The sequence below is a fragment of the Alcanivorax sp. 24 genome (assembly GCF_004360225.1).
Taxonomy (GTDB): Bacteria; Pseudomonadota; Gammaproteobacteria; order Pseudomonadales; family Alcanivoracaceae; genus Alloalcanivorax; species Alloalcanivorax xiamenensis.
The window spans coordinates 39,701-56,563 of sequence record NZ_SNUA01000004.1 but is presented as its reverse complement, the minus strand read 5'-3'; the positions used below and the strand labels follow the sequence as shown (position 1 = coordinate 56,563).

At 60.0% G+C, this 16,863-nt stretch carries 25 protein-coding genes; 9 read left to right on the top strand and 16 right to left on the bottom strand.

All coding sequences use genetic code 11. The features are described from left to right. Positions 1-5: 5 nt before the first annotated feature. On the top strand, positions 6-710 hold the full coding sequence (arsH, locus tag E0L37_RS07075) for an arsenical resistance protein ArsH (protein WP_133491073.1): 705 nt from the start codon (positions 6-8) through the stop codon (positions 708-710). A gap of 120 nt (positions 711-830) precedes the next feature. Here arsH and E0L37_RS07070 read toward each other — a convergent pair whose 3' ends face one another. From E0L37_RS07070 to E0L37_RS07055, 4 genes are all read right to left on the bottom strand, one after another. After that, positions 831-1,391, bottom strand: coding sequence for an HdeD family acid-resistance protein (locus E0L37_RS07070; RefSeq protein WP_133491072.1), 561 nt, complete (start codon positions 1,389-1,391; stop codon positions 831-833). A 99-nt stretch (positions 1,392-1,490) separates the two neighbouring features. Further along, the gene (locus E0L37_RS07065; protein ID WP_133491071.1) at positions 1,491-2,030 is read right to left on the bottom strand and encodes a YaeQ family protein; all 540 of its coding nucleotides are present in this window, start codon (positions 2,028-2,030) and stop codon (positions 1,491-1,493) included. Positions 2,031-2,049: 19 nt separating this feature from the next. Further along, a complete protein-coding gene (locus tag E0L37_RS07060; RefSeq protein WP_133491070.1) occupies positions 2,050-2,598 on the bottom strand; it encodes a TMEM165/GDT1 family protein in 549 nt (182 codons plus the stop codon). Between the two features lie 326 nt (positions 2,599-2,924). Next, positions 2,925-3,284, bottom strand: a complete 360-nt coding sequence (locus E0L37_RS07055) for a DUF2306 domain-containing protein (protein ID WP_133491069.1) — start codon at positions 3,282-3,284, stop codon at positions 2,925-2,927. 82 nt (positions 3,285-3,366) lie between these two features. Between E0L37_RS07055 and E0L37_RS07050 the strand changes: the two genes are divergently transcribed. Together E0L37_RS07050 and E0L37_RS07045 are read left to right on the top strand one after the other, a co-directional pair. After that, positions 3,367-3,954: a TetR/AcrR family transcriptional regulator gene (locus tag E0L37_RS07050; RefSeq protein ID WP_240687437.1), complete on the top strand. Its 588-nt coding sequence runs from the start codon at positions 3,367-3,369 to the stop codon at positions 3,952-3,954. 33 nt (positions 3,955-3,987) lie between these two features. Next, positions 3,988-4,194 carry a SlyX family protein gene (locus E0L37_RS07045; protein ID WP_133491068.1) on the top strand — a complete coding sequence of 69 codons (207 nt, stop codon included), beginning with the start codon at positions 3,988-3,990 and terminating at the stop codon, positions 4,192-4,194. A 98-nt stretch (positions 4,195-4,292) separates the two neighbouring features. On the opposite strand, the gene phoR is transcribed toward E0L37_RS07045, so the two are convergent. From phoR to E0L37_RS07025, 4 genes are all read right to left on the bottom strand, one after another. Further along, positions 4,293-5,603 (bottom strand): phosphate regulon sensor histidine kinase PhoR, encoded by a 1,311-nt coding sequence (phoR, locus tag E0L37_RS07040; protein ID WP_133491067.1) that lies wholly within the window; start codon positions 5,601-5,603, stop codon positions 4,293-4,295. Positions 5,604-5,679: 76 nt separating this feature from the next. Continuing rightward, entirely contained in the window at positions 5,680-6,384 is a 705-nt protein-coding gene (gene phoB, locus E0L37_RS07035) for a phosphate regulon transcriptional regulator PhoB (protein WP_133491066.1), read from the bottom strand. Between the two features lie 137 nt (positions 6,385-6,521). Then, a complete protein-coding gene (gene ubiA, locus E0L37_RS07030; protein WP_133491065.1) occupies positions 6,522-7,394 on the bottom strand; it encodes a 4-hydroxybenzoate octaprenyltransferase in 873 nt (290 codons plus the stop codon). A 27-nt stretch (positions 7,395-7,421) separates the two neighbouring features. Then, positions 7,422-7,943: a chorismate lyase gene (locus tag E0L37_RS07025; protein ID WP_133491064.1), complete on the bottom strand. Its 522-nt coding sequence runs from the start codon at positions 7,941-7,943 to the stop codon at positions 7,422-7,424. A gap of 246 nt (positions 7,944-8,189) precedes the next feature. On the opposite strand from E0L37_RS07025, the gene rd reads away from it, so the two are divergent. The 5 genes from rd (at position 8,190) to E0L37_RS07000 (ending at position 11,171) form a co-directional block, all read left to right on the top strand. Next, positions 8,190-8,354, top strand: coding sequence for a rubredoxin (rd, locus tag E0L37_RS07020; protein WP_022997295.1), 165 nt, complete (start codon positions 8,190-8,192; stop codon positions 8,352-8,354). Positions 8,355-8,407: 53 nt separating this feature from the next. Then, positions 8,408-9,556 (top strand): NAD(P)/FAD-dependent oxidoreductase, encoded by a 1,149-nt coding sequence (locus tag E0L37_RS07015; RefSeq protein WP_133491063.1) that lies wholly within the window; start codon positions 8,408-8,410, stop codon positions 9,554-9,556. 29 nt (positions 9,557-9,585) lie between these two features. Continuing rightward, complete coding sequence (locus tag E0L37_RS07010) at positions 9,586-9,966, top strand: hypothetical protein (RefSeq protein WP_133491062.1); 381 nt, start codon at positions 9,586-9,588, stop codon at positions 9,964-9,966. Positions 9,967-10,085: 119 nt separating this feature from the next. Further along, entirely contained in the window at positions 10,086-10,502 is a 417-nt protein-coding gene (locus E0L37_RS07005) for a VOC family protein (RefSeq protein ID WP_133491061.1), read from the top strand. Positions 10,503-10,592: 90 nt separating this feature from the next. Further along, positions 10,593-11,171: a hypothetical protein gene (locus tag E0L37_RS07000; protein ID WP_022997292.1), complete on the top strand. Its 579-nt coding sequence runs from the start codon at positions 10,593-10,595 to the stop codon at positions 11,169-11,171. Here E0L37_RS07000 and E0L37_RS06995 read toward each other — a convergent pair. Then, the gene (locus E0L37_RS06995) at positions 11,147-12,001 is read right to left on the bottom strand and encodes a LysR family transcriptional regulator (protein WP_133491060.1); all 855 of its coding nucleotides are present in this window, start codon (positions 11,999-12,001) and stop codon (positions 11,147-11,149) included. The genes E0L37_RS07000 and E0L37_RS06995 overlap by 25 nt on opposite strands. 109 nt (positions 12,002-12,110) lie before the next feature. Between E0L37_RS06995 and E0L37_RS06990 the strand changes: the two genes are divergently transcribed. Continuing rightward, complete coding sequence (locus E0L37_RS06990; protein ID WP_133491059.1) at positions 12,111-12,710, top strand: cysteine hydrolase family protein; 600 nt, start codon at positions 12,111-12,113, stop codon at positions 12,708-12,710. Positions 12,711-12,802: 92 nt separating this feature from the next. Here E0L37_RS06990 and E0L37_RS06985 read toward each other — a convergent pair whose 3' ends face one another. From E0L37_RS06985 to E0L37_RS06955, 7 genes are all read right to left on the bottom strand, one after another. After that, positions 12,803-13,174, bottom strand: coding sequence for a hypothetical protein (locus tag E0L37_RS06985; protein ID WP_133491058.1), 372 nt, complete (start codon positions 13,172-13,174; stop codon positions 12,803-12,805). A gap of 107 nt (positions 13,175-13,281) precedes the next feature. Continuing rightward, positions 13,282-13,719: a VOC family protein gene (locus tag E0L37_RS06980; protein ID WP_133491057.1), complete on the bottom strand. Its 438-nt coding sequence runs from the start codon at positions 13,717-13,719 to the stop codon at positions 13,282-13,284. A 96-nt stretch (positions 13,720-13,815) separates the two neighbouring features. Further along, complete coding sequence (locus E0L37_RS06975; RefSeq protein WP_370450523.1) at positions 13,816-14,172, bottom strand: DUF6624 domain-containing protein; 357 nt, start codon at positions 14,170-14,172, stop codon at positions 13,816-13,818. Between the two features lie 89 nt (positions 14,173-14,261). Continuing rightward, the gene (locus E0L37_RS06970; protein WP_133491056.1) at positions 14,262-14,957 is read right to left on the bottom strand and encodes a DJ-1/PfpI family protein; all 696 of its coding nucleotides are present in this window, start codon (positions 14,955-14,957) and stop codon (positions 14,262-14,264) included. Further along, positions 14,954-15,442, bottom strand: a complete 489-nt coding sequence (locus E0L37_RS06965; protein ID WP_255433139.1) for an MOSC domain-containing protein — start codon at positions 15,440-15,442, stop codon at positions 14,954-14,956. The genes E0L37_RS06970 and E0L37_RS06965 overlap by 4 nt, the downstream gene beginning before the upstream one ends. 158 nt (positions 15,443-15,600) lie before the next feature. After that, the gene (locus E0L37_RS06960; protein ID WP_133491054.1) at positions 15,601-16,335 is read right to left on the bottom strand and encodes a hypothetical protein; all 735 of its coding nucleotides are present in this window, start codon (positions 16,333-16,335) and stop codon (positions 15,601-15,603) included. Positions 16,336-16,431: 96 nt separating this feature from the next. Further along, on the bottom strand, positions 16,432-16,728 hold the full coding sequence (locus E0L37_RS06955; RefSeq protein WP_133491053.1) for a hypothetical protein: 297 nt from the start codon (positions 16,726-16,728) through the stop codon (positions 16,432-16,434). Positions 16,729-16,863: the final 135 nt, after the last annotated feature.

Here is a 16,863-nt window from a genome sequence, read left to right as displayed (position 1 = left end):
GAAACATGAATGATTTGCCCAATGTGAAAGCGGACCTGTTCCGCATGCCGGACCGGCGGCAACTGGGCGCGGCCAGCACCCATCCGCCGCGCGTGCTGCTGCTGTACGGCTCCCTGCGGGAGCGTTCCTTCAGTCGTCTGGCGGTGGAAGAAGCCGCGCGTCTGCTTGAAGCCATGGGCGCGCAAACCCGCATCTTCGACCCCCGTGGCTTGCCGCTGCCCGATGCGGAACCGGCGGATCACCCCAAGGTGGCGGAGTTGCGCGATCTGGCCCAGTGGTCGGAAGGTATGGTGTGGTGCTCGCCGGAGCGCCACGGCGCCATGACCGGTATCATGAAGGCGCAGATCGACTGGATTCCGCTGGCCCTCGGCGGTGTACGTCCGACCCAGGGCAAGACCCTGGCGGTGATGCAGGTCTGCGGCGGTTCTCAGTCTTTCAATGCGGTGAACCAGTTGCGGGTGCTGGGGCGTTGGATGCGCATGGTGACGATCCCGAATCAGTCCTCGGTGCCGAAGGCCTTTCTCGAGTTCGACGATAATGATCGCATGAAACCGTCATCGTTCTATGACCGCATCGTCGACGTGATGGAAGAGCTGATGAAATTCACCCTGCTGGTGCGTGATCGCGGCGACTACCTCACCGACCGCTATTCCGAGCGCAAGGAAAGTGCCACCGAGGTGTCGGCGCGGGTGAATCAGAGAGCCATGTAGCGTCGACACAGCAATTCAGAGTTGGCTACAAGGCCACTGTGGGAAGCTTGCTTGCAAGCGAATGGCCAACGGCCCGGGGGCATTCGCGGCCAAGGCCGCTTCCCACAGGGGGCGAAAGGATCAGAACTCGGCGCGGCGTCGAACCGTCAGCGCCACCATGATCAGCATCCAACCGTTCAACAGCAATTCGATGGCGATGAACAGACCGATCACCCAAGCGCTGGATTCCGGCCATTCGGAGAAGATCATCCCGGCCAGCACCAGGCCCAGAACACCGGTCAGTGCCGGCAGCCAGGGCGAGATCGCAGCGCTCATTTGCCAGGCCAGCAGCAGACGCAGAATGCCGGTCAGAGCCAGGGCGATGGCGATCAGCAGCGTCAGGGCGCCGGCGGCGGCTTGCGGCTGCGACACCACGTACAGACCCAGTAGGGTATAGAGCAGGCCGATGGCGAGAAACAACAGACTGCGCGGCAGGCCTGATGCGCGGAACGCCTGAACGATCTGCAGCACGCCGCCGAAGATCAGGATCGCCCCGAACCACAACACGCCAACCAAAGTGAACAACCCGACGGCGCCCAGGCCGAGAGTGCCCAGAATCACGAAAGCAATACCGAGGATCAGCAGCCCTTTCCAATGACGGGCCAGTTGCGCGAGCAGCGCGGAGGCGGGATCGGATGTCATGAGGCAGGTCTCCTAGCCAGGCCAGCGTTGGATGGCAAATCCGCAAGGCCCGCTCCGCGCGGGCCTGTTATCGATGGTAGCCGCTCTTCGGCATGACGCCTAGGGATACCATTGCGGCCGCTGGATCTCCACGTTGCGGCTGTCATCGCCGATCCACAGCTGCCCGTCCTGGATCATGGCCTGCAGGCGCATGCTTCGTTGCGCCAGTCCGGCCAGGGCGGTTTCGCTGTCAGTGGCGACATGACGAACGATGAGGTTATCGAAGCGGCGTACCTTGTTGGCCATGCTTTCCCACCACACTTGCGGCGCGCGCGGACCATAGCAATAGACCAGCACTTGCTCAGCCAGGCCGCAGGCCTTGCGCAGCCGTTTTTCGTCCGGCATGCCCAGCTCGATCCACAGCGCCAGGGTGCCGTCCGGGTTGCGCTGCCACAGATCCGGCTCTTCGGTACTGGAGATGCCGCGGGTGAAAGCCAGATCCTCGTCGGCGTGCAGGGCGAACGCCATCAGCCTCAGCATCATGCGCGACTCGGTTTCCGAAGGGTGCAGCGCCAGCGTCAGGTCATGGGTGGCGTAATAGTCGCGATCCATATCGGAGACGGTGAGTTCGACTTTGTAGATGGTGGCTTTCAGTGCCATGACGACTCCAGCAAGGGGGTTACACCAGTGCCCAGATTCCGAAAACGATGAACAGCGCCGCACTGATGCGGTGGGCCCAGCGTTCCAGGCGTTCGCCGGCCAGGCGGTGGGCGACCCAGATCACCGGCAGGTTGGCGGCGATCATACCGGCAGTGCTGCCCAACAGCACGGGCCAGAATTCCTGAAAGCGCACCGCCAGGGCCACCGTGGCCAGCTGCGTCTTGTCGCCGATCTCGGCGATGAAGAACAACACCAGAGCGGTGAGGAAGGGGCCGAATCGGGGATCCGCTTTGACCTCCTCGTCTTTGTCCGGGATCAGCATCCACAGACCAAGGCCAATAAAACCAGCGCCGAGAATCCAGCGCAGCCATTGTTCCGGAATGTGCGTGCTGAGCCAGTCACCGAACCACACCGACAGTCCGTGATTGATCAGCGTGGCGATGACGACGCCGGCGAGGATCGGCCAGGGTTTGCGAAAGCGGCAAACCAGCGCCAGGGACAACAGCTGCGTCTTGTCGCCGATTTCTCCCAGGGTAACCAGCACAGCGGAGGACAGAAAGGCTTCCATCAGCGCGTCTCCCCGGTGGACAAGGCAAGGCGGATGGCGTGGACCTGCCTGTTCTCAAGGCGCGCACGGCCTCGGGAAACTGGGTGGGTCATGGGTAGGACTCCGGGGGCGGGATGACAAACACAAGAGACACTGTCCACTCATCCCGCCCCGCGGTCTGTCAGCAGACAATGTCTCAGGTCTCGTCAATCCAAGGACACGGCCACCATGCGCATTGAGGCGCAACTGTGTTGATGACCGTCAAGGGCGGGGTGCCCAAGCGACTACTCCCCCAAGACGGCGCTAACCATAGCCGTCTTGGGGGAAGCTGGCAACACTATGACGGGTCAGAACAGCCAGCCGCCGATCAGCCGGTCCGGTGCCAGGGCGCCCAGGCCCGCTCCGACCAGACCCAGGTAAGCGCCCACGGTGAAGCGTTTGTGCCGCTCAATCCGTCGTTGGCGGGCGGCGATCAGTGATAACGCCAGACAGATCAGAATCCAGACCGACAACAAGTGGACCGGACCGAAGGTCCCCAGTATGGGCAGAAAGCTGTGGATGCCGAAGGACGACAAGGCCGTGACCGCCATGGCCAGTATCCAGATCCGGCCAAGCAGCCGGTGTTGGCCGCCTCCCTTTTGTGCCGCCAACTGTACCGCGCCAAAAAGCAGGGCGATTAACGCCGCGACCCAATGGACAGTGATCATGGTGCCCCTCCGGGCAAAAGTATATGCTGTGAACATTAGTTTGAAAGGCAAAGTTCACAGTGTCAACATTGGGTGTGAAAAAATGGAGAGAGGGAGTGCTTACCACCACGGAAACCTGCGTGAAACGTTAATTGAGGAAGGGATCGCGTTGCTGGCGGAGAGTGCTGGCGGTGATATCAGTCTGCGCCAGTTGGCGCGCCGGGTCGGCGTTACCGCCAATGCCACCTACCGTCATTTCGCCAATAAGAACGCGCTGCTGGCGGCGTTGGCGGCGGAGGGGTTCCGGCGTTTGCAGGAGGGGCAGGGGGAGGCCGTGCGCCTCGCCGATCCAGGGCAGGGACTGCGGGAAGCGGGACTGGCCTATCTCCGTTTCGCCTGGCGGCACCCGGCGCTGTTCCGCCTGATGTTCGGCCCCACGCTCAACCATCAGGGGGATGAAGAGCTGACACGGGTGGCCGCGGCTTCCTTCCGGGCGCTGCGTTCCGCCGTGGCGGTGGCGCGGGGCGTGGACGAGGAGGCCGCTGGCGTGGAAGGCGCCACACTGAGAACCTGGGGCCTGGTACATGGACTGAGCCATCTGATGCTGGACGGCCAGTTCGGGTGGCGGGCCGAGTCGCCGCTGGCGGTGGCGGAACAGGCACTGACGGATGCGGTGGATGGACCACTATAATGGCGGCCCGCCAGGCCCTAACCGGAGACCCCGATGAGCGACGATCGTTTTCTTGATATCGAAACCAAACTGGCCTACCAGGAGGATCTGGTGAATGAGTTGAACCGCATTGTCAGCGGTCAGCAGCGTTCCCTGGATGAGCTGGAAAAGGTGTGCCAGCGTCTGGTGGAGCGGGTGGTGGAACTGAACGAGGAGCTCACCGCCCTGCGCATCCAGGACGCGCCGCCGCCGCATTATTGAGGTGATAAGGCATTCGCTGCCAAGGCAGCTTCCCACAGCGGCTTCGTAGCTCCCGTTGTGGGAAGCTGCCTTGGCAGCGAACGGTTTCAACTTGGGCGCTATTGCGCCAACGCGGTGGGTTTGCTCACCAGCCGCTCCTGCGGGAAATGGCAGGTAAAGACGCTGCCCTTGCCCAGTTCGCTGCGAATCTCCAGCCTTGCCCCATGACGGATCAGCACATGCTTGACGATGGCCAGCCCCAGGCCGGTACCGCCGGTCTGTGTCACCCGGCTGTTGTCGGGCCGGTAGAAGCGCTCGGTCAGGCGCGGAATGTGTTTCGGGTCGATACCGATGCCGTCGTCGGAGACGGAAAAATGGGCGCCTTTGTCGTCCTGCCACCAGCGGATCAGGATATGGCCGCCTTCCGGCGTGTACTTCACCGCGTTGGTGATCAGATTGCCGAAGGCGCTTTCCAGTTCCGCCGGGTTGGCCACCAGCCGGGCGGTCTCCGGTACTTCCAGAACAATCTCATGATGCTTGTCCGGCGCCAGTGCCAGGGCGCTCTCGCGCATGCGCTTGAGCATGCCATGCACGGTTACCGCCTGGTGAGTATTGTCGGTATTGGTGCTTTCCAGCCGCGACAGCAGCAGCAAGTCATGCACCAGGGCTTCCATGCGTTGGGACTGGTTGGCCATTTGTGACAGCGCCCGGCGTAACCGGGTTTGTTCTTCCGGCACGGTGTCCTGCAGTGTTTCCAGATAGCCCTTGAGTACGGTCAGCGGCGTTTTCAGCTCATGGCTGACGTTGGCGACGAAATCCTTTCGCATCTCTTCCAGGTGATGCAACCGGGTGACATCGCGGGCCAGGATCAACTGATCACCGACGCCGAACTCGGTGATGCGGAATTGCAGGATACGGTTGTCGTCCACCGGCCCGGGGATTTCCAGCGGTTCACGAAAATCGCCCCGGGACAGGTATTCGGTGAAGCGGGGGTGGCGGATCAGGTTGGTGAGCGGCTGGCCGAGATCCTTTTCCTCATTCAGGCCCATCAGCCGGTGCGCGGCGTGATTCCAGTATTCCAGGTAACCATGGCTGTCGATCAGCACCACCGCGTCTTCCAGCGCATTCACCGATTGCTGGGCGCGAAGAATGATGCCCTGCAGGTTCTCCTGCGCGCGCCTCTCCTGCTGAAACAGGTGTTCCAGCCGGGTATAGAACTCGCCCCACAGCCCGACGCTGTCCGGCGGTTCGGTATGCTCTTCGCGGATCAGCCAGGTGTAGAGGGCAAACAGCTGGCGGGTGCTCCAGATGATGTAGCCGAGCAGGCCCACCACCAGGGGCCAGACGTTCTGTACCGCCAAGGCCGCCACCAGCGACAGCGCGATCAGAACAATGATGCGGTTTACTTCCTTGGCCAGACTGCTTTTCATTGGCCGTTGCTTCCTCTCTGGGCCGTGGCGGAGGGAGAGGCCCGTTCCAGCCGGCGCGATCCGTGCCAGGGCCGTATCAGGACACCTGGGCGGATTTTACCGAAAAGCGATAACCAGTGCCCCGCACGGTCTGAATGAAACCATCAAAGCCATGGGGTGCCAAGGCTTTGCGCAGCCGGCGAATGTGCACATCAATGGTACGGTCCTCCACGTACACATTGGCGCCCCAGACCTGATCCAGCAACTGGGTTCGGGAATAGGCCCGTTCCTGATGGCTCATGAAGAACTCAAGCAGGCGGTATTCGGTGGGGCCCATGTCCACGGGGGTGCCGTGGGCGCTGATGCGATGGCTGACCGGATCCAGACACAGGCCCTGGACGTCGATTTCCTTCTCACCGGCGGCGGCGGAGGAGCGGCGCAGTACCGCCCGGATACGCGCGATCAGTTCGCGGGTGGAGAAGGGCTTGGTGACGTAATCGTCGGCGCCCACGTCCAGTCCCTGGATCTTGTTATCTTCCTCACTTTTGGCGGTGAGCATGATGATTGGCACTTCGCTGGTGTTGTCGTCCCGTTTCAGGCGACGAGCCAGTTCGATACCGCTTATCGAGGGCAGCATCCAGTCCAGCAAGACCAGGTCCGGCCGTTCGTCAACGATGCGTTCGTGGGCCTGCTGGGCGCTTTCGGCTTCGAGCACGTCGAAATCGGCCAGTTCGAGAGCCACGGACACCATCTCCCGGATGGCCGGCTCGTCATCGACAATGAGGATGCGATTTTTTGACATAGTTCGGTCTTCCGCTTTCCCGCCCGGATGTGGGGAGCCTCATTAGATGGCTTTTTTATGACATCTTGATGACAGATTTGCCAACCTTTTCGCCGCCGCTTACGGCATTGCGCCATGCGGCGGCGTTCTCGCGGGGGTCACAAATATTGCAGAAACAGGCCGACGAACACGCAGGCACCCACCCAATGGTTGTTGAGAAAGGCGTGAAAACAGGGCCAGCGCTCCCGATAGCGGATACGCCATTGCTGATGAACGAACAGGGCAAGGGCGCCCAGCAGGCCCAGATACCAGGGCAGGCCGAAGCCCAGGCGCAGCCCCACCAGCACCAGTCCGGCCAGAACCAGGCCCTGGAGAATGCCGATGATCACCTTGTCCAGATCCCCGAACAGAATGGCGGTGCTTTTGATTCCGATCTTGAGGTCGTCCTCGCGGTCGCACATGGCGTATTCCGTATCGTAGGCCACTGTCCACAGCAGATTGATGATGAACAGCAGCCAGGCGATCGGCGGCACGCTGGCGGTTTCGGCACCGAACGCCATGGGAATGGCCCAACTGAAGGCAGCGCCCAGCACCACCTGGGGCAGATTGGTGAAGCGCTTGGTGAATGGATAAAGAATGGCCAGTCCGAGCCCGCCGAACGCCAGCCAGAAGGTGAAGCGGTTGAGGAATAACACCAGGATCAGGGCGATGAACAGCAAGCCCACGAACAATCCCAGGGCCTGTTTGGCGCTCAGGGCGCCGGTGGCCAGCGGACGACCCCGGGTGCGCTCCACCGAACCATCGAAATCACGGTCGGCGAAGTCATTGATCACGCAGCCGGCCGCTCGCATCACGAACACCCCGAGCACGAAGATGGCGATGTTCTTCAGACTCGGCGTGCCGTCAGCAGCGATCCACAGTGCCCACAGCGTGGGCCACATCAGCAGCATGCTGCCGATCGGTCGATCCAGACGCATGAGCTGAATCCAGGGCCACAGCGACGGATAACGGTGTTCCACGAAAGCCAGCATGATTGTTCCTTCTATCTGTTCCCCGACCTATTGTTCTCCGACCAGGGGCCAGAGCGCGGGCAGAAAGTATTCCGCCACCAGTAACGGTCGTCCCCTTTTGACGAAACGGGTCTGGCGCCCCCAGCAGGGCCCGCGGCCGGCTGGCGACAGGCCATGACGGACCCACACCTGATCCCGATGCGCCTCGGGATAACGGTATAACTCACTGCCCAGCGAACGGCCACCCATATGCGCCAGATTGCGGTTGGCCCAGCGCAGACTGAGCAGCGGCAGGACGCTGCGGGCTTCCACCACCGGAGTGCCGCGCAGCATCAGGGTGACTTCCCGGATCAGCGCGATGCGGCGTCCACTCTGGTGCAATTGTTCGCGTTCATAAGTGGCGGGGACCGCCACCAGGGAGCGGGTGTGTTCCACATGAAAAGCGCCGTGGCGGCGCAGACGGACGGTCAGGGAACCGGGATCACCGAGCCAGTCGCGGATGAGCGGTGGGACGGTAAGACGATCCAGTGGGCGCCATTTCGGGTCGGCGTCCAGAGGTGAATTTGGCATAGTGTGACACTCCGCTCTCGACCGGCGGCGTGGACTATGGCGCAAGGCGGCGCGGGGAGCAAGAGAGCGGCACGAATCTGGCAGGGTCGCCGTCAGGATGGGGGTGGTGGTGATGAGGTTATCGGCCCCGCCGCCATGGTGACATCCGTTGATGTCATTGATTTTTCAGGACGGCGTGGCTACGTTAGCGGGCCCCTGGTTTCCGGCCCCTGGCGCTGTCCGGGATACTGATCAACGAGGTATGACATGAAGAAATGGGAATGTGTGGTGTGCGGCTTCATCTATGACGAGGCGGAAGGGCTCCCCGAGGAGGGCATCGAGCCCGGCACCAAGTGGGAAGACATCCCCGACGATTGGGTATGTCCGGACTGCGGCGTCGGTAAGGAAGATTTCGAAATGGTGGAAATCTGAGCGACCGCCATTCCCGTCCCTGGCACCACCCTGGCACCACATAAGGAGCGCCAATGAAGCCCATCGTAGTGATCGGATCCGGTCTGGCCGGATTCAACGTGGTCAAGGAATTCCGCAAGCTGGACAAGGAAACGCCGCTGGTGGTGCTGACCGCCGACGACGGCCGCAGTTATTCCAAGCCGATGCTTTCCACCGGTTTCACCAAGGAAAAAACCGCCGATGAACTGGCCATGGCCTCGCCGGAACAGGTTGCCGAGCAGTTCAATGTCACGGTGCGGACCCACGTTCATGTCGCCGGGATCGACGTCGACGGGCATCGGGTGCTGCTGCCGGACGATCACCTGGATTACAGCAAACTGGTGCTGGCGCTGGGCGCGGATACCTGGACGCCGCCGCTGGAAGGCGACGCCGTGGGCGAGGTGTTCTCGGTCAACGACCTGATGGACTACGGCCGCTTCCGCGAAGCCCTGCAAGGCAAGCGTCGCGTGACGATTCTCGGTGGTGGCCTGATCGGCTGCGAATTCGCCAACGATCTGAGCAACGGCGGCTTTGAAGTGGCCCTGGTGGAACCGATGGGACGTTGCTTGCCGCTGCTGTTGCCGCAAGCCGCTTCCGAGGCGGTGGGCCGGGGGCTTGAGACCCTGGGCGTGCGTTTCCACTTCGGCCCCCTGGCCCAGGCGGTACACCACGGCGATGACGACACCCTGATCACCGAATTGTCCGACGGCACCCGAATGGAATCCGAAGCGGTGCTGTCCGCGATTGGCTTGCGTCCGCGCATCGATATGGCCAAGGAAGCCGGTCTGCGCACCAACCGGGGCATCCTCACCGACCGCACCCTGCGCACCAGCGCCGAGGACATCTACGCCTTGGGCGATTGCGCGGAAGTGGAAGGCCATGTGCTGCCCTATGTACTACCGCTGATGGCCGGCGCTCGCGCCTTGGCCAAGACCCTGGCCGGTGAGGAGACCGCGGTGAGTTACGGCGTCATGCCGGTGACCATCAAGACCCCGGCCTGCCCGGTGGTGGTCTGTCCGCCGCCGGCGGACCACGAGGGCGAATGGGAAGTGACGGAGCAAGAAAACAATGTGACCGCCCTGTTTCGCGGCACCGATGGCACATTGCTGGGTTACGCCCTCACCGGTGACGCGGTGAAGGAAAAGCTCAAACTCAACAAGGAGCTGCCGGCCCTGATGCCCTGACCGGGCCGGCCGCCGGCCGGGAGCGCATAATGAAGTTTCGTTTCGTATTGATGCTGCTCGGCTGGCGCCTGCGCTGGCTGGGTCGCCACAACGAGGGTTTCCGCCAGCAATTGGAGCACCGCGATGTGCTGATGCAATGGCGCACCTTTGATGGCCGGGTGGCCCGCTGGTATCACTTCACGCCGCAAGGCGTAAAGCACGGCGCCGGGTTGCATGGCGCCCCCACCATGACCCTGAATTTCCGAGATGCGGATTACGCGTTCCGCACCCTGCGCGCCTCCGGCAAGAACCAGATGGTGTTCATGGAAGGCATGCAGGCCGGCGACATCAAGGTGGAAGGCGACCCCGGCCAATTGATGTGGTTCATGACCCTGATGAAATACATCATGCCCGGGAAAAAGAAGCGCTGATTCCCTGAATAACACCCAGTGTCCCCGTCGGCGCGGATCGTGTCCGATTTATTCAAGACCACGGGCCTGGCGGCGGGTTGGGCTCGTTGGTTCCTGTTCCGGCATCTGGGAGAAGACCCGTGAAACCAAGCATCAAAGTCATCACCCTGGGCGTGGATGACCTGGATCGTTCCCTGACGTTTTATCGCGATGGCCTCGGTTTGCCCACGGAAGGCATCGTTGGCACCGAATTCGAGGACGGCGCGGTGGTGTTTTTCCATCTCGACGGTGGCCTGGTGCTGGCGCTGTATCCTCGCCCGGCCCTGGCCAAGGGAGCGGGCGTCCCGTTGGTACCCGCCTCGGCCGGAGGCTTTACTCTGGCCCATAATGTGGGCTCGCCGGAGGAAGTGGACGAGGTTATGCGGCAGGCCGAGGAGGCCGGTGCCCACGTAACCAAGATCGCGGAAAAAGCGTTCTGGGGCGGCTATTGCGGCTACTTCCAGGATCCGGATGGCCACCTCTGGGAGGTCGCCTGGAATCCGGATTGGGAAGAATAATCAAGTTCTGGAAAACGGGCCTCTCTTGTGGGCGCTGTGCGGTGAGGTCACCATGGGCGGCTCATTCGAAAGCAGCGCAGGCGGCATCTCATGGCGAACCGAAGCTATCTTTACGCGACCGACCGGGTTCCCGCGCGGACGCCGGATCAGCCCAAACCCGTGGTCCGGGGGTTGTCCGAATGGGGGTACGCGATTCCGCTCAGCTACCGGCTGCTGGTGTCCGCCGATACCGTGATCTGCCCCTCCATGATCTGGGAACTGGACGACGACGTGGCGCTGGCGGGGGATTACGACAAGGGCGTAAGGCGCCTGTGTGACTTCCTGGCGCGCATCGACTGGCCCGAGGCAGCGGAACTGGTGCAAGAGGCGGAAGCCTTCCTGAATGCGCCGGAGAATCGCGCCGATCACATTGTGCTGGAGTGCGCCGAGATCTTCGACCTGGACGAGACGCCACTGGCCCAGCAGAACCGGGACCTGTTCGGGAGTCTGGCGGATCTGGACCAGGAAATGGAACGCACCTTGCGCCACCTCAATCAGGTCAAACCCTCGGCTCCCGGCCCCCTAGCGCGGATGCTGAACCTGCAACCGGCGAACCCGCTGGCGCCGCTCCATGAGTTGGGGCTGGGCAACTGGTCCAACGTGCTCTACTTCGATTTCAGCGAGGACTGATCGGTCCAGCCGGCGTCCCGTACCACCTCTTCCAGCCAATCCAGGCAGGCCCGGATCGCCGGGCGTCCGCGCAAATCCTCGTGCAGCACCACCCACAGAGGCCGACTCACCCTTATGGTTGGCTGTGCCGCCACCAGGCCGGGGTCGGCGTCGATCATTGGATCCGGCAGCATCGCCATGCCCAACCCCGAACGCACAGCCGCCTGAATACCGGTGAGACCGGCAATACGCGCCACCGGCGGATCCCGGAATACGCCGGCCATGGCCTGGATCTCTGGCAGATCGTCCCAGCCGCGCTGGTAGGCGATCCAGCCCTGGGCGGAGCCCCGGACCGAGGTGGCCAGCGTCAATCCAAGGGCACCCAGGCGCCGGGCCACCAGATGCTCCTCCCGGGGGCGGGCCAGACGCAGCGCCAGGTCCGCGTCCCGGCGGGACAGGCTGACGGTGGTGTTGGACGCCGCCAACTCCATGGTCAGCGCCGGATGGCGCCGATGCAGGTCAATCAGCCGGGGCGCCAGCAGCGCCTCCACGATCCAGGCCACCGAAGTCAGCCGTACCAGTCCTGATACCGTCCCCTGACCATGATCCGGGTCTGTCCGCAGCAGCGCCTGTTCCATGCGCTCCGCCACCCCCACCAGCCGTTCCCCCGTGGGCGTCGGCTGCAGGCCGTCCCGCCCGCGCAGAAACAAGGAGGTGCCCTGGCGTGCTTCCACGGCGGCGAGGCGGCGGGCCATGGTGGTTTCGTTCACCCCAAGACGGCGTGCCGCTTCGCGCAGGGTGCCGGAGCGGCTCAGGGCCAGCAGAAAACGAAAATCGTCCCAATCTTTCATGCCTGCATTTTTGCAGGTAAGGCTCGCAAAATACCAGCTTGGATCAGGCGAATACGCAGGTCACCATGAGGCCTCCTTGAATCCATGCGCTGACACGGGAGCACGCGATATGAGTAACGATAAGCCGGTAACCCTGAGAACCCTGGCCGGCGCACCAGCCTGGCAAACCCCGCAACGTAGCAAGGCGGCGGTGGTGATCATCGACGCCCAGGAAGTGTATGGCAGCGGCGCTTTGCCGCTCACTGGCCTTGATGAGGCCCTGACGCAGATCGAACGGCTGCGCGAACGGGCAGAGCAAATGGACTGGCCGGTGATCCATGTGGCCCATGAAGGGCCGTCGGGCAGCCCCTTCGATCCCGCCGGTGGCGGCGCCTTCCTGCAACGCGCCCAGCCCGTGGAAGGCGAGGTCGTGATCACCAAACCCCGCCCCAACGCCTTCTCCGGCACGGATCTGGAACAGCATCTGCGCGACGTTGAGGGCCCGGTCCTGGTAGTCGGCTTCATGACTCACATGTGCGTTTCCTCCACCGTGCGGGCCGGCTACGACCTGGGCTTCGACATGGCGGTGGTCGCCGCCGCCTGCGCCACCCGCGACCTGCCCGCCACCCATGGCGCCGGCGTGGTCCCGGCCGAACAACTGCACAACGCGGCCCTGGCGGCGATGTCGGACGTGTTCGTGCCGGTGCTGGCGACGGTAGAGGAGGTCTGATCGGCCAGCGGGCCGGCGACTTCATAGCCCTGTGGGAAGCTGCCTTGGCAGCGAATCGCCGTGTCCGCGTGAATTGCCCCAATAGATAAGAGCTAATCAAACAACAACCTACCTTCCTGAGTATCGAAAATAACGAACTTACCGGTCGCCTGCAGCTTCTCATTGATGATCAGGTAATCGTTGAAAAAATCCATGTCGGGATCGTCACCGGCCATCTCGAAGCGGGCCGGACAACCTTGAGACGGTACACCAAACTCAGCGGCAATCTCATGGCTCTCTTCGATAACATGGGCATCGTCGTTCCAGTCGATATTGAGCGTTGCGCTGTCCGTGGTGATACGTATGGCTTCAACGTCACGTTCGACGGTGGCTTCCCCGGACGCCACGACCTCCATGACGAGCGCATACAGTTGGTCCACGGTAAATGAAGCCTCCGGCTTCAACATGATAAGCGTGTCGTACATGATCTCTCCCCGGCGTCTGGTAGTGAACTCAACGAAGCCCGTCGCCTACCCGTTGATGTATAACTTATCTATTCATTGACCTTTCCACACCATTCCAAGGCAGTTAACTACCCAAGCTCCTGGGCAAGCCCGATGAGAATGCCTTCGGGACTCCGGATGTAACAGAGACGATACGTGTCTCCGAATTGCGCCACCGTGCCGACGAGTTCCGCGCCGTGTTTGCTGAGCCGGGCGAGCGTATCGTCGATGTCACTCACGGTGAACATGACACGCAGATAGCCGAGAGCGTTCACTGGGGCAGTGCGGTGATCGCTAATCACAGGCGGCGCCAGGAACCGGGAGAGTTCGAGCCGGCTGTGACCATCCGGCGTACGCATCATGGCAATCTCGACACGCATGCCGCGCAATCCAGTGACGTCATCGGCCCAGCTTCCCTCGACAGGTGCGCGCCCCTCGAGTTCGAGGCCAAGTTCGCTAAAGAACTCAATGGCGGCATCGATGTCTTCGACCACAATGCCCACGTTGTCCATACGCTTGACGGTCATAATGTCTCCTTGGCGCGTGTTTCCGGAGTTAGGCCATGGAAGTGCAGAGAATGTAGGGAGCAGCCCTGTCTTTTGTCTATCTCGAGAAGGTTTGGGTCAACGGGGTCTGGCGGCGTTGGCACGACGCTTCCGCTCCTGCTTAACCACTTGTTCCTGCCGTTCCTCAAGAGAGTTGAGGCCAAGACATGCACGGCGCACATTGACGGCAGCGCGATCCTCAATGGGAAACGGTATAGGCCAGCCCTCTTCATCGGTATCGAACTGAGTGCCATAGTACTGAGGGTTCCCGGATAAAGTGCACACCCGATCCTGAAGGAATGCCAACTGCCAGCCTTCCGCATCGTCTCTGGAAACGGCTTCTTCCAAAAGACCCGCGCACTCGGCCATGAACTTCGGATCTGAAACGGAATGCTGAGCGATCAGCCACGTGGCCTTGGCACCGTCCTTCCCCACCAGTGACAATCCGGGCCTGTTTCCATGTTTCTTCTACTTAACGGTCTGATACCGCTACAGCAACAAGCGATACCGTATGTGGTTCACACCTATTTTTCAGGAAAATATCGGGTTACCTCGGTCCAGGGTATGAGACGATTTAGCTGGATCGTTTCGAATACCTGTTTGGCCTTCCTCTCGCTGCTCATCTGGGCCAGCAGGACCAGAGCGCCCTGGTACGATGGAATCCCTCCATTGCTGGAAATTCTGTTGCGATCAACGACAACATTGCGATCCTCGATCACATTGATTCTGGGGAATTCGCGCTGTAATTGTTTTTCACCACCAGCCCAAGTCGTCGCTGTGTAACCATCAAGCAAGCCCGCATGGGCGTACAAAAAGGCGCCAGAACAATTGCTTGCCAGCCAGGAAACATTTTTGGCCTGCTTTTTGAGGAATTCCGTTAAATCCTTGTTTTCGAAAAGGGTATCCATGACATAAGAGCTGGTTACGATCAGGGCATCTAATTCGGGGTTGTCATAGATCGTTGTGTCCACCGTCAGGCGTATGCCCTCCTCAGTGGTCACTACGGAGGCATCTCGATCCACTCCGATTAGTAACACCTTGTAATCCGAGAACCAGGATTTCCGCGTGGCAACGCCAAAGACCTCGGCTGGGGCTGTCACGTCACTGCTCAATACTTTGTCGTAGACCAGAATTCCGATGTGCTTTTGGGCGGCTATCGAAGGTGATGAGAACAAAACGAAAGCAATCAATAAGATTTTGCCGGCCAGCTTCTTGCTCATAATATGTTTTCCTTTATCTGGCTTGTGAGTTCAGTGGCGTCAACACCTTGGGGTAGATTTCGCGTTTCACCATTACCAAGGACTACCGAATCATGGAAGTGTACGGTCCCGGGTGCCACGACTCGAGCATAAACCCCGAATTTGAGGTACGCCTGCCGCGCGATACGCCGTAGAATGCTCGGTTCCTCCGGCAAGTCGCTTTGCGTAGATGCCACCATGCCACAACGTTCGGTGGCAGCACACACTTCCAGTTCGATTTTCTCTCCCACGCGCAACCGCTTACCCAACCAAGTCTGCTCGACCAAATCAGCACCTGGAACGTCGATGACCAGGTTGGGGCGAAAGCGCCGGGTGTTCTTACCGCTTCCAAACCTTCCCTCGGTATCTCTAACGGTGAACAGGCGATCCCCGCCGACACCACGCTCCGTCATCCGAAGCGTTTTGCACCGCTCGCCCAGCATCGATTTGACGGGATAACGCCACAGCTAGCCGACGGTTCCGATTGATGTCACTGGCGTCTCCATGTCATCTTTTACTGCGTAAGTAAGAGTATATTCAGAATGATACGTTGGCCTAAGAAGGTCAGGGTTTTTTTTGACTTTTGTGATCAAGTTGAACGGGCTTAACTATGTTGTGCTCGCTTCTAACGCCTCAATAATCGGCTGAAAAAGCTCCGCTTTTTCTGATTAATCAAATCGCCAGGTTGCCATTCATGGGTGCCAAAACGGGCTTCTTTTATGTGTTCGGACCACACATCAACTCCGACACCTTTAGTCAAAGCAGCGATGATGGACGTAGCGCGCTGATTCAGTTCATAAACCGCTGTAATCAAGCCGTCCTTTGGCAGCTTAATGTTTTCATGCTCTTCGCCTTCATCGGGGTCGAGCTGCCTGAAATAGAAAAAAATATCGTCGGCCGCGACATGAATTTCCCAGCCCTGATCCGCATCCCAGTATACTTTGTCGGGATCATTGTAGGATTCAAGAGCAAAGAAGAAGCGCTGCATTTCATTTAGTGAATCATACCAAGGAAACGAGATTGTGCTTTCTTCATTCTTGTCCCGCAGCCAAAGCCGAATCCAGAAGTATGATCGAATAGAATTAAAGTCCTTTCCGTGGCTAGCGGCCTTTTCAACTATCTGCCTATAGAAGAGGGTCAACTCCTCTTCATGACCCATTACTTCAGACGTTCTGGCAATGGATTCCGCTTCTCGTTTGAAGCCCGGCAACTTGTTTTTATCCTCATACTCCTTGTTTTGAATTTGGGAAATATTATTTGGGTCGCCTGTGTAGAATGAATCCGAGATCAGAAATCCTATCTCGATATCAAGCGTATCGAGCTCTTTCGATCTTTGTTTCCAATCCATTTCTTTTGGCATGAATGTAACCTGTCTGTTAATCCGAGATAGTTTTGTTAATGGAACTCCTTCGCCACGGCCTGCAAGAAAAGACAAAGGAAAAGCCGGGCCTCGGGTTTACGAGCGCCACGTTCTTATTGCTTCAATGACCCGCTCTTTATGTAGGGACGAAATGTCACGCCCCTTGTAGATCGATTTGCTGACTTTGAGGATCGGTGCGCTGTTATGGATGTCCTCGGAAAGTCCGTTCAGATAATCCCGACCATGCCGCTGATACTCTTGCATTTCATCAGGCGTCAACTGGATGAGGACGTTATAGCTGACAAAGCTATGGTGACAGTTTACATCCAATAGCAGATCCCCTGAGTCTTCAAGAAGAAACCATCGATAGGGTTCGTGGTCGAGAACTTTCACGCTTGCCGCCTCCTGGTGTTCGAGTGAATGAGTCTGTGTCTGTGGGGGAAGATATGCCTTTCTTTTTACGAAAAACAGAAAATCATACAGTGATTAATTGTTAAAGGCCTTGGTCGCGAAATTCGATTTGAAGGG

Coding starts and splice junctions, on each gene's coding strand:
- arsH (WP_133491073.1), top strand. CDS start 6: ATGAATGATTTGCCCAATGTGAAAGCGGACCTGTTCCGCATGCCGGAC.
- E0L37_RS07070 (WP_133491072.1), bottom strand. CDS start 1,391: ATGACATCCGATCCCGCCTCCGCGCTGCTCGCGCAACTGGCCCGTCAT.
- E0L37_RS07065 (WP_133491071.1), bottom strand. CDS start 2,030: ATGGCACTGAAAGCCACCATCTACAAAGTCGAACTCACCGTCTCCGAT.
- E0L37_RS07060 (WP_133491070.1), bottom strand. CDS start 2,598: ATGGAAGCCTTTCTGTCCTCCGCTGTGCTGGTTACCCTGGGAGAAATC.
- E0L37_RS07055 (WP_133491069.1), bottom strand. CDS start 3,284: ATGATCACTGTCCATTGGGTCGCGGCGTTAATCGCCCTGCTTTTTGGC.
- E0L37_RS07050 (WP_240687437.1), top strand. CDS start 3,367: ATGGAGAGAGGGAGTGCTTACCACCACGGAAACCTGCGTGAAACGTTA.
- E0L37_RS07045 (WP_133491068.1), top strand. CDS start 3,988: ATGAGCGACGATCGTTTTCTTGATATCGAAACCAAACTGGCCTACCAG.
- phoR (WP_133491067.1), bottom strand. CDS start 5,603: ATGAAAAGCAGTCTGGCCAAGGAAGTAAACCGCATCATTGTTCTGATC.
- phoB (WP_133491066.1), bottom strand. CDS start 6,384: ATGTCAAAAAATCGCATCCTCATTGTCGATGACGAGCCGGCCATCCGG.
- ubiA (WP_133491065.1), bottom strand. CDS start 7,394: ATGCTGGCTTTCGTGGAACACCGTTATCCGTCGCTGTGGCCCTGGATT.
- E0L37_RS07025 (WP_133491064.1), bottom strand. CDS start 7,943: ATGCCAAATTCACCTCTGGACGCCGACCCGAAATGGCGCCCACTGGAT.
- rd (WP_022997295.1), top strand. CDS start 8,190: ATGAAGAAATGGGAATGTGTGGTGTGCGGCTTCATCTATGACGAGGCG.
- E0L37_RS07015 (WP_133491063.1), top strand. CDS start 8,408: ATGAAGCCCATCGTAGTGATCGGATCCGGTCTGGCCGGATTCAACGTG.
- E0L37_RS07010 (WP_133491062.1), top strand. CDS start 9,586: ATGAAGTTTCGTTTCGTATTGATGCTGCTCGGCTGGCGCCTGCGCTGG.
- E0L37_RS07000 (WP_022997292.1), top strand. CDS start 10,593: ATGGCGAACCGAAGCTATCTTTACGCGACCGACCGGGTTCCCGCGCGG.
- E0L37_RS06995 (WP_133491060.1), bottom strand. CDS start 12,001: ATGAAAGATTGGGACGATTTTCGTTTTCTGCTGGCCCTGAGCCGCTCC.
- E0L37_RS06990 (WP_133491059.1), top strand. CDS start 12,111: ATGAGTAACGATAAGCCGGTAACCCTGAGAACCCTGGCCGGCGCACCA.
- E0L37_RS06985 (WP_133491058.1), bottom strand. CDS start 13,174: ATGTACGACACGCTTATCATGTTGAAGCCGGAGGCTTCATTTACCGTG.
- E0L37_RS06980 (WP_133491057.1), bottom strand. CDS start 13,719: ATGACCGTCAAGCGTATGGACAACGTGGGCATTGTGGTCGAAGACATC.
- E0L37_RS06970 (WP_133491056.1), bottom strand. CDS start 14,957: ATGAGCAAGAAGCTGGCCGGCAAAATCTTATTGATTGCTTTCGTTTTG.
- E0L37_RS06960 (WP_133491054.1), bottom strand. CDS start 16,335: ATGCCAAAAGAAATGGATTGGAAACAAAGATCGAAAGAGCTCGATACG.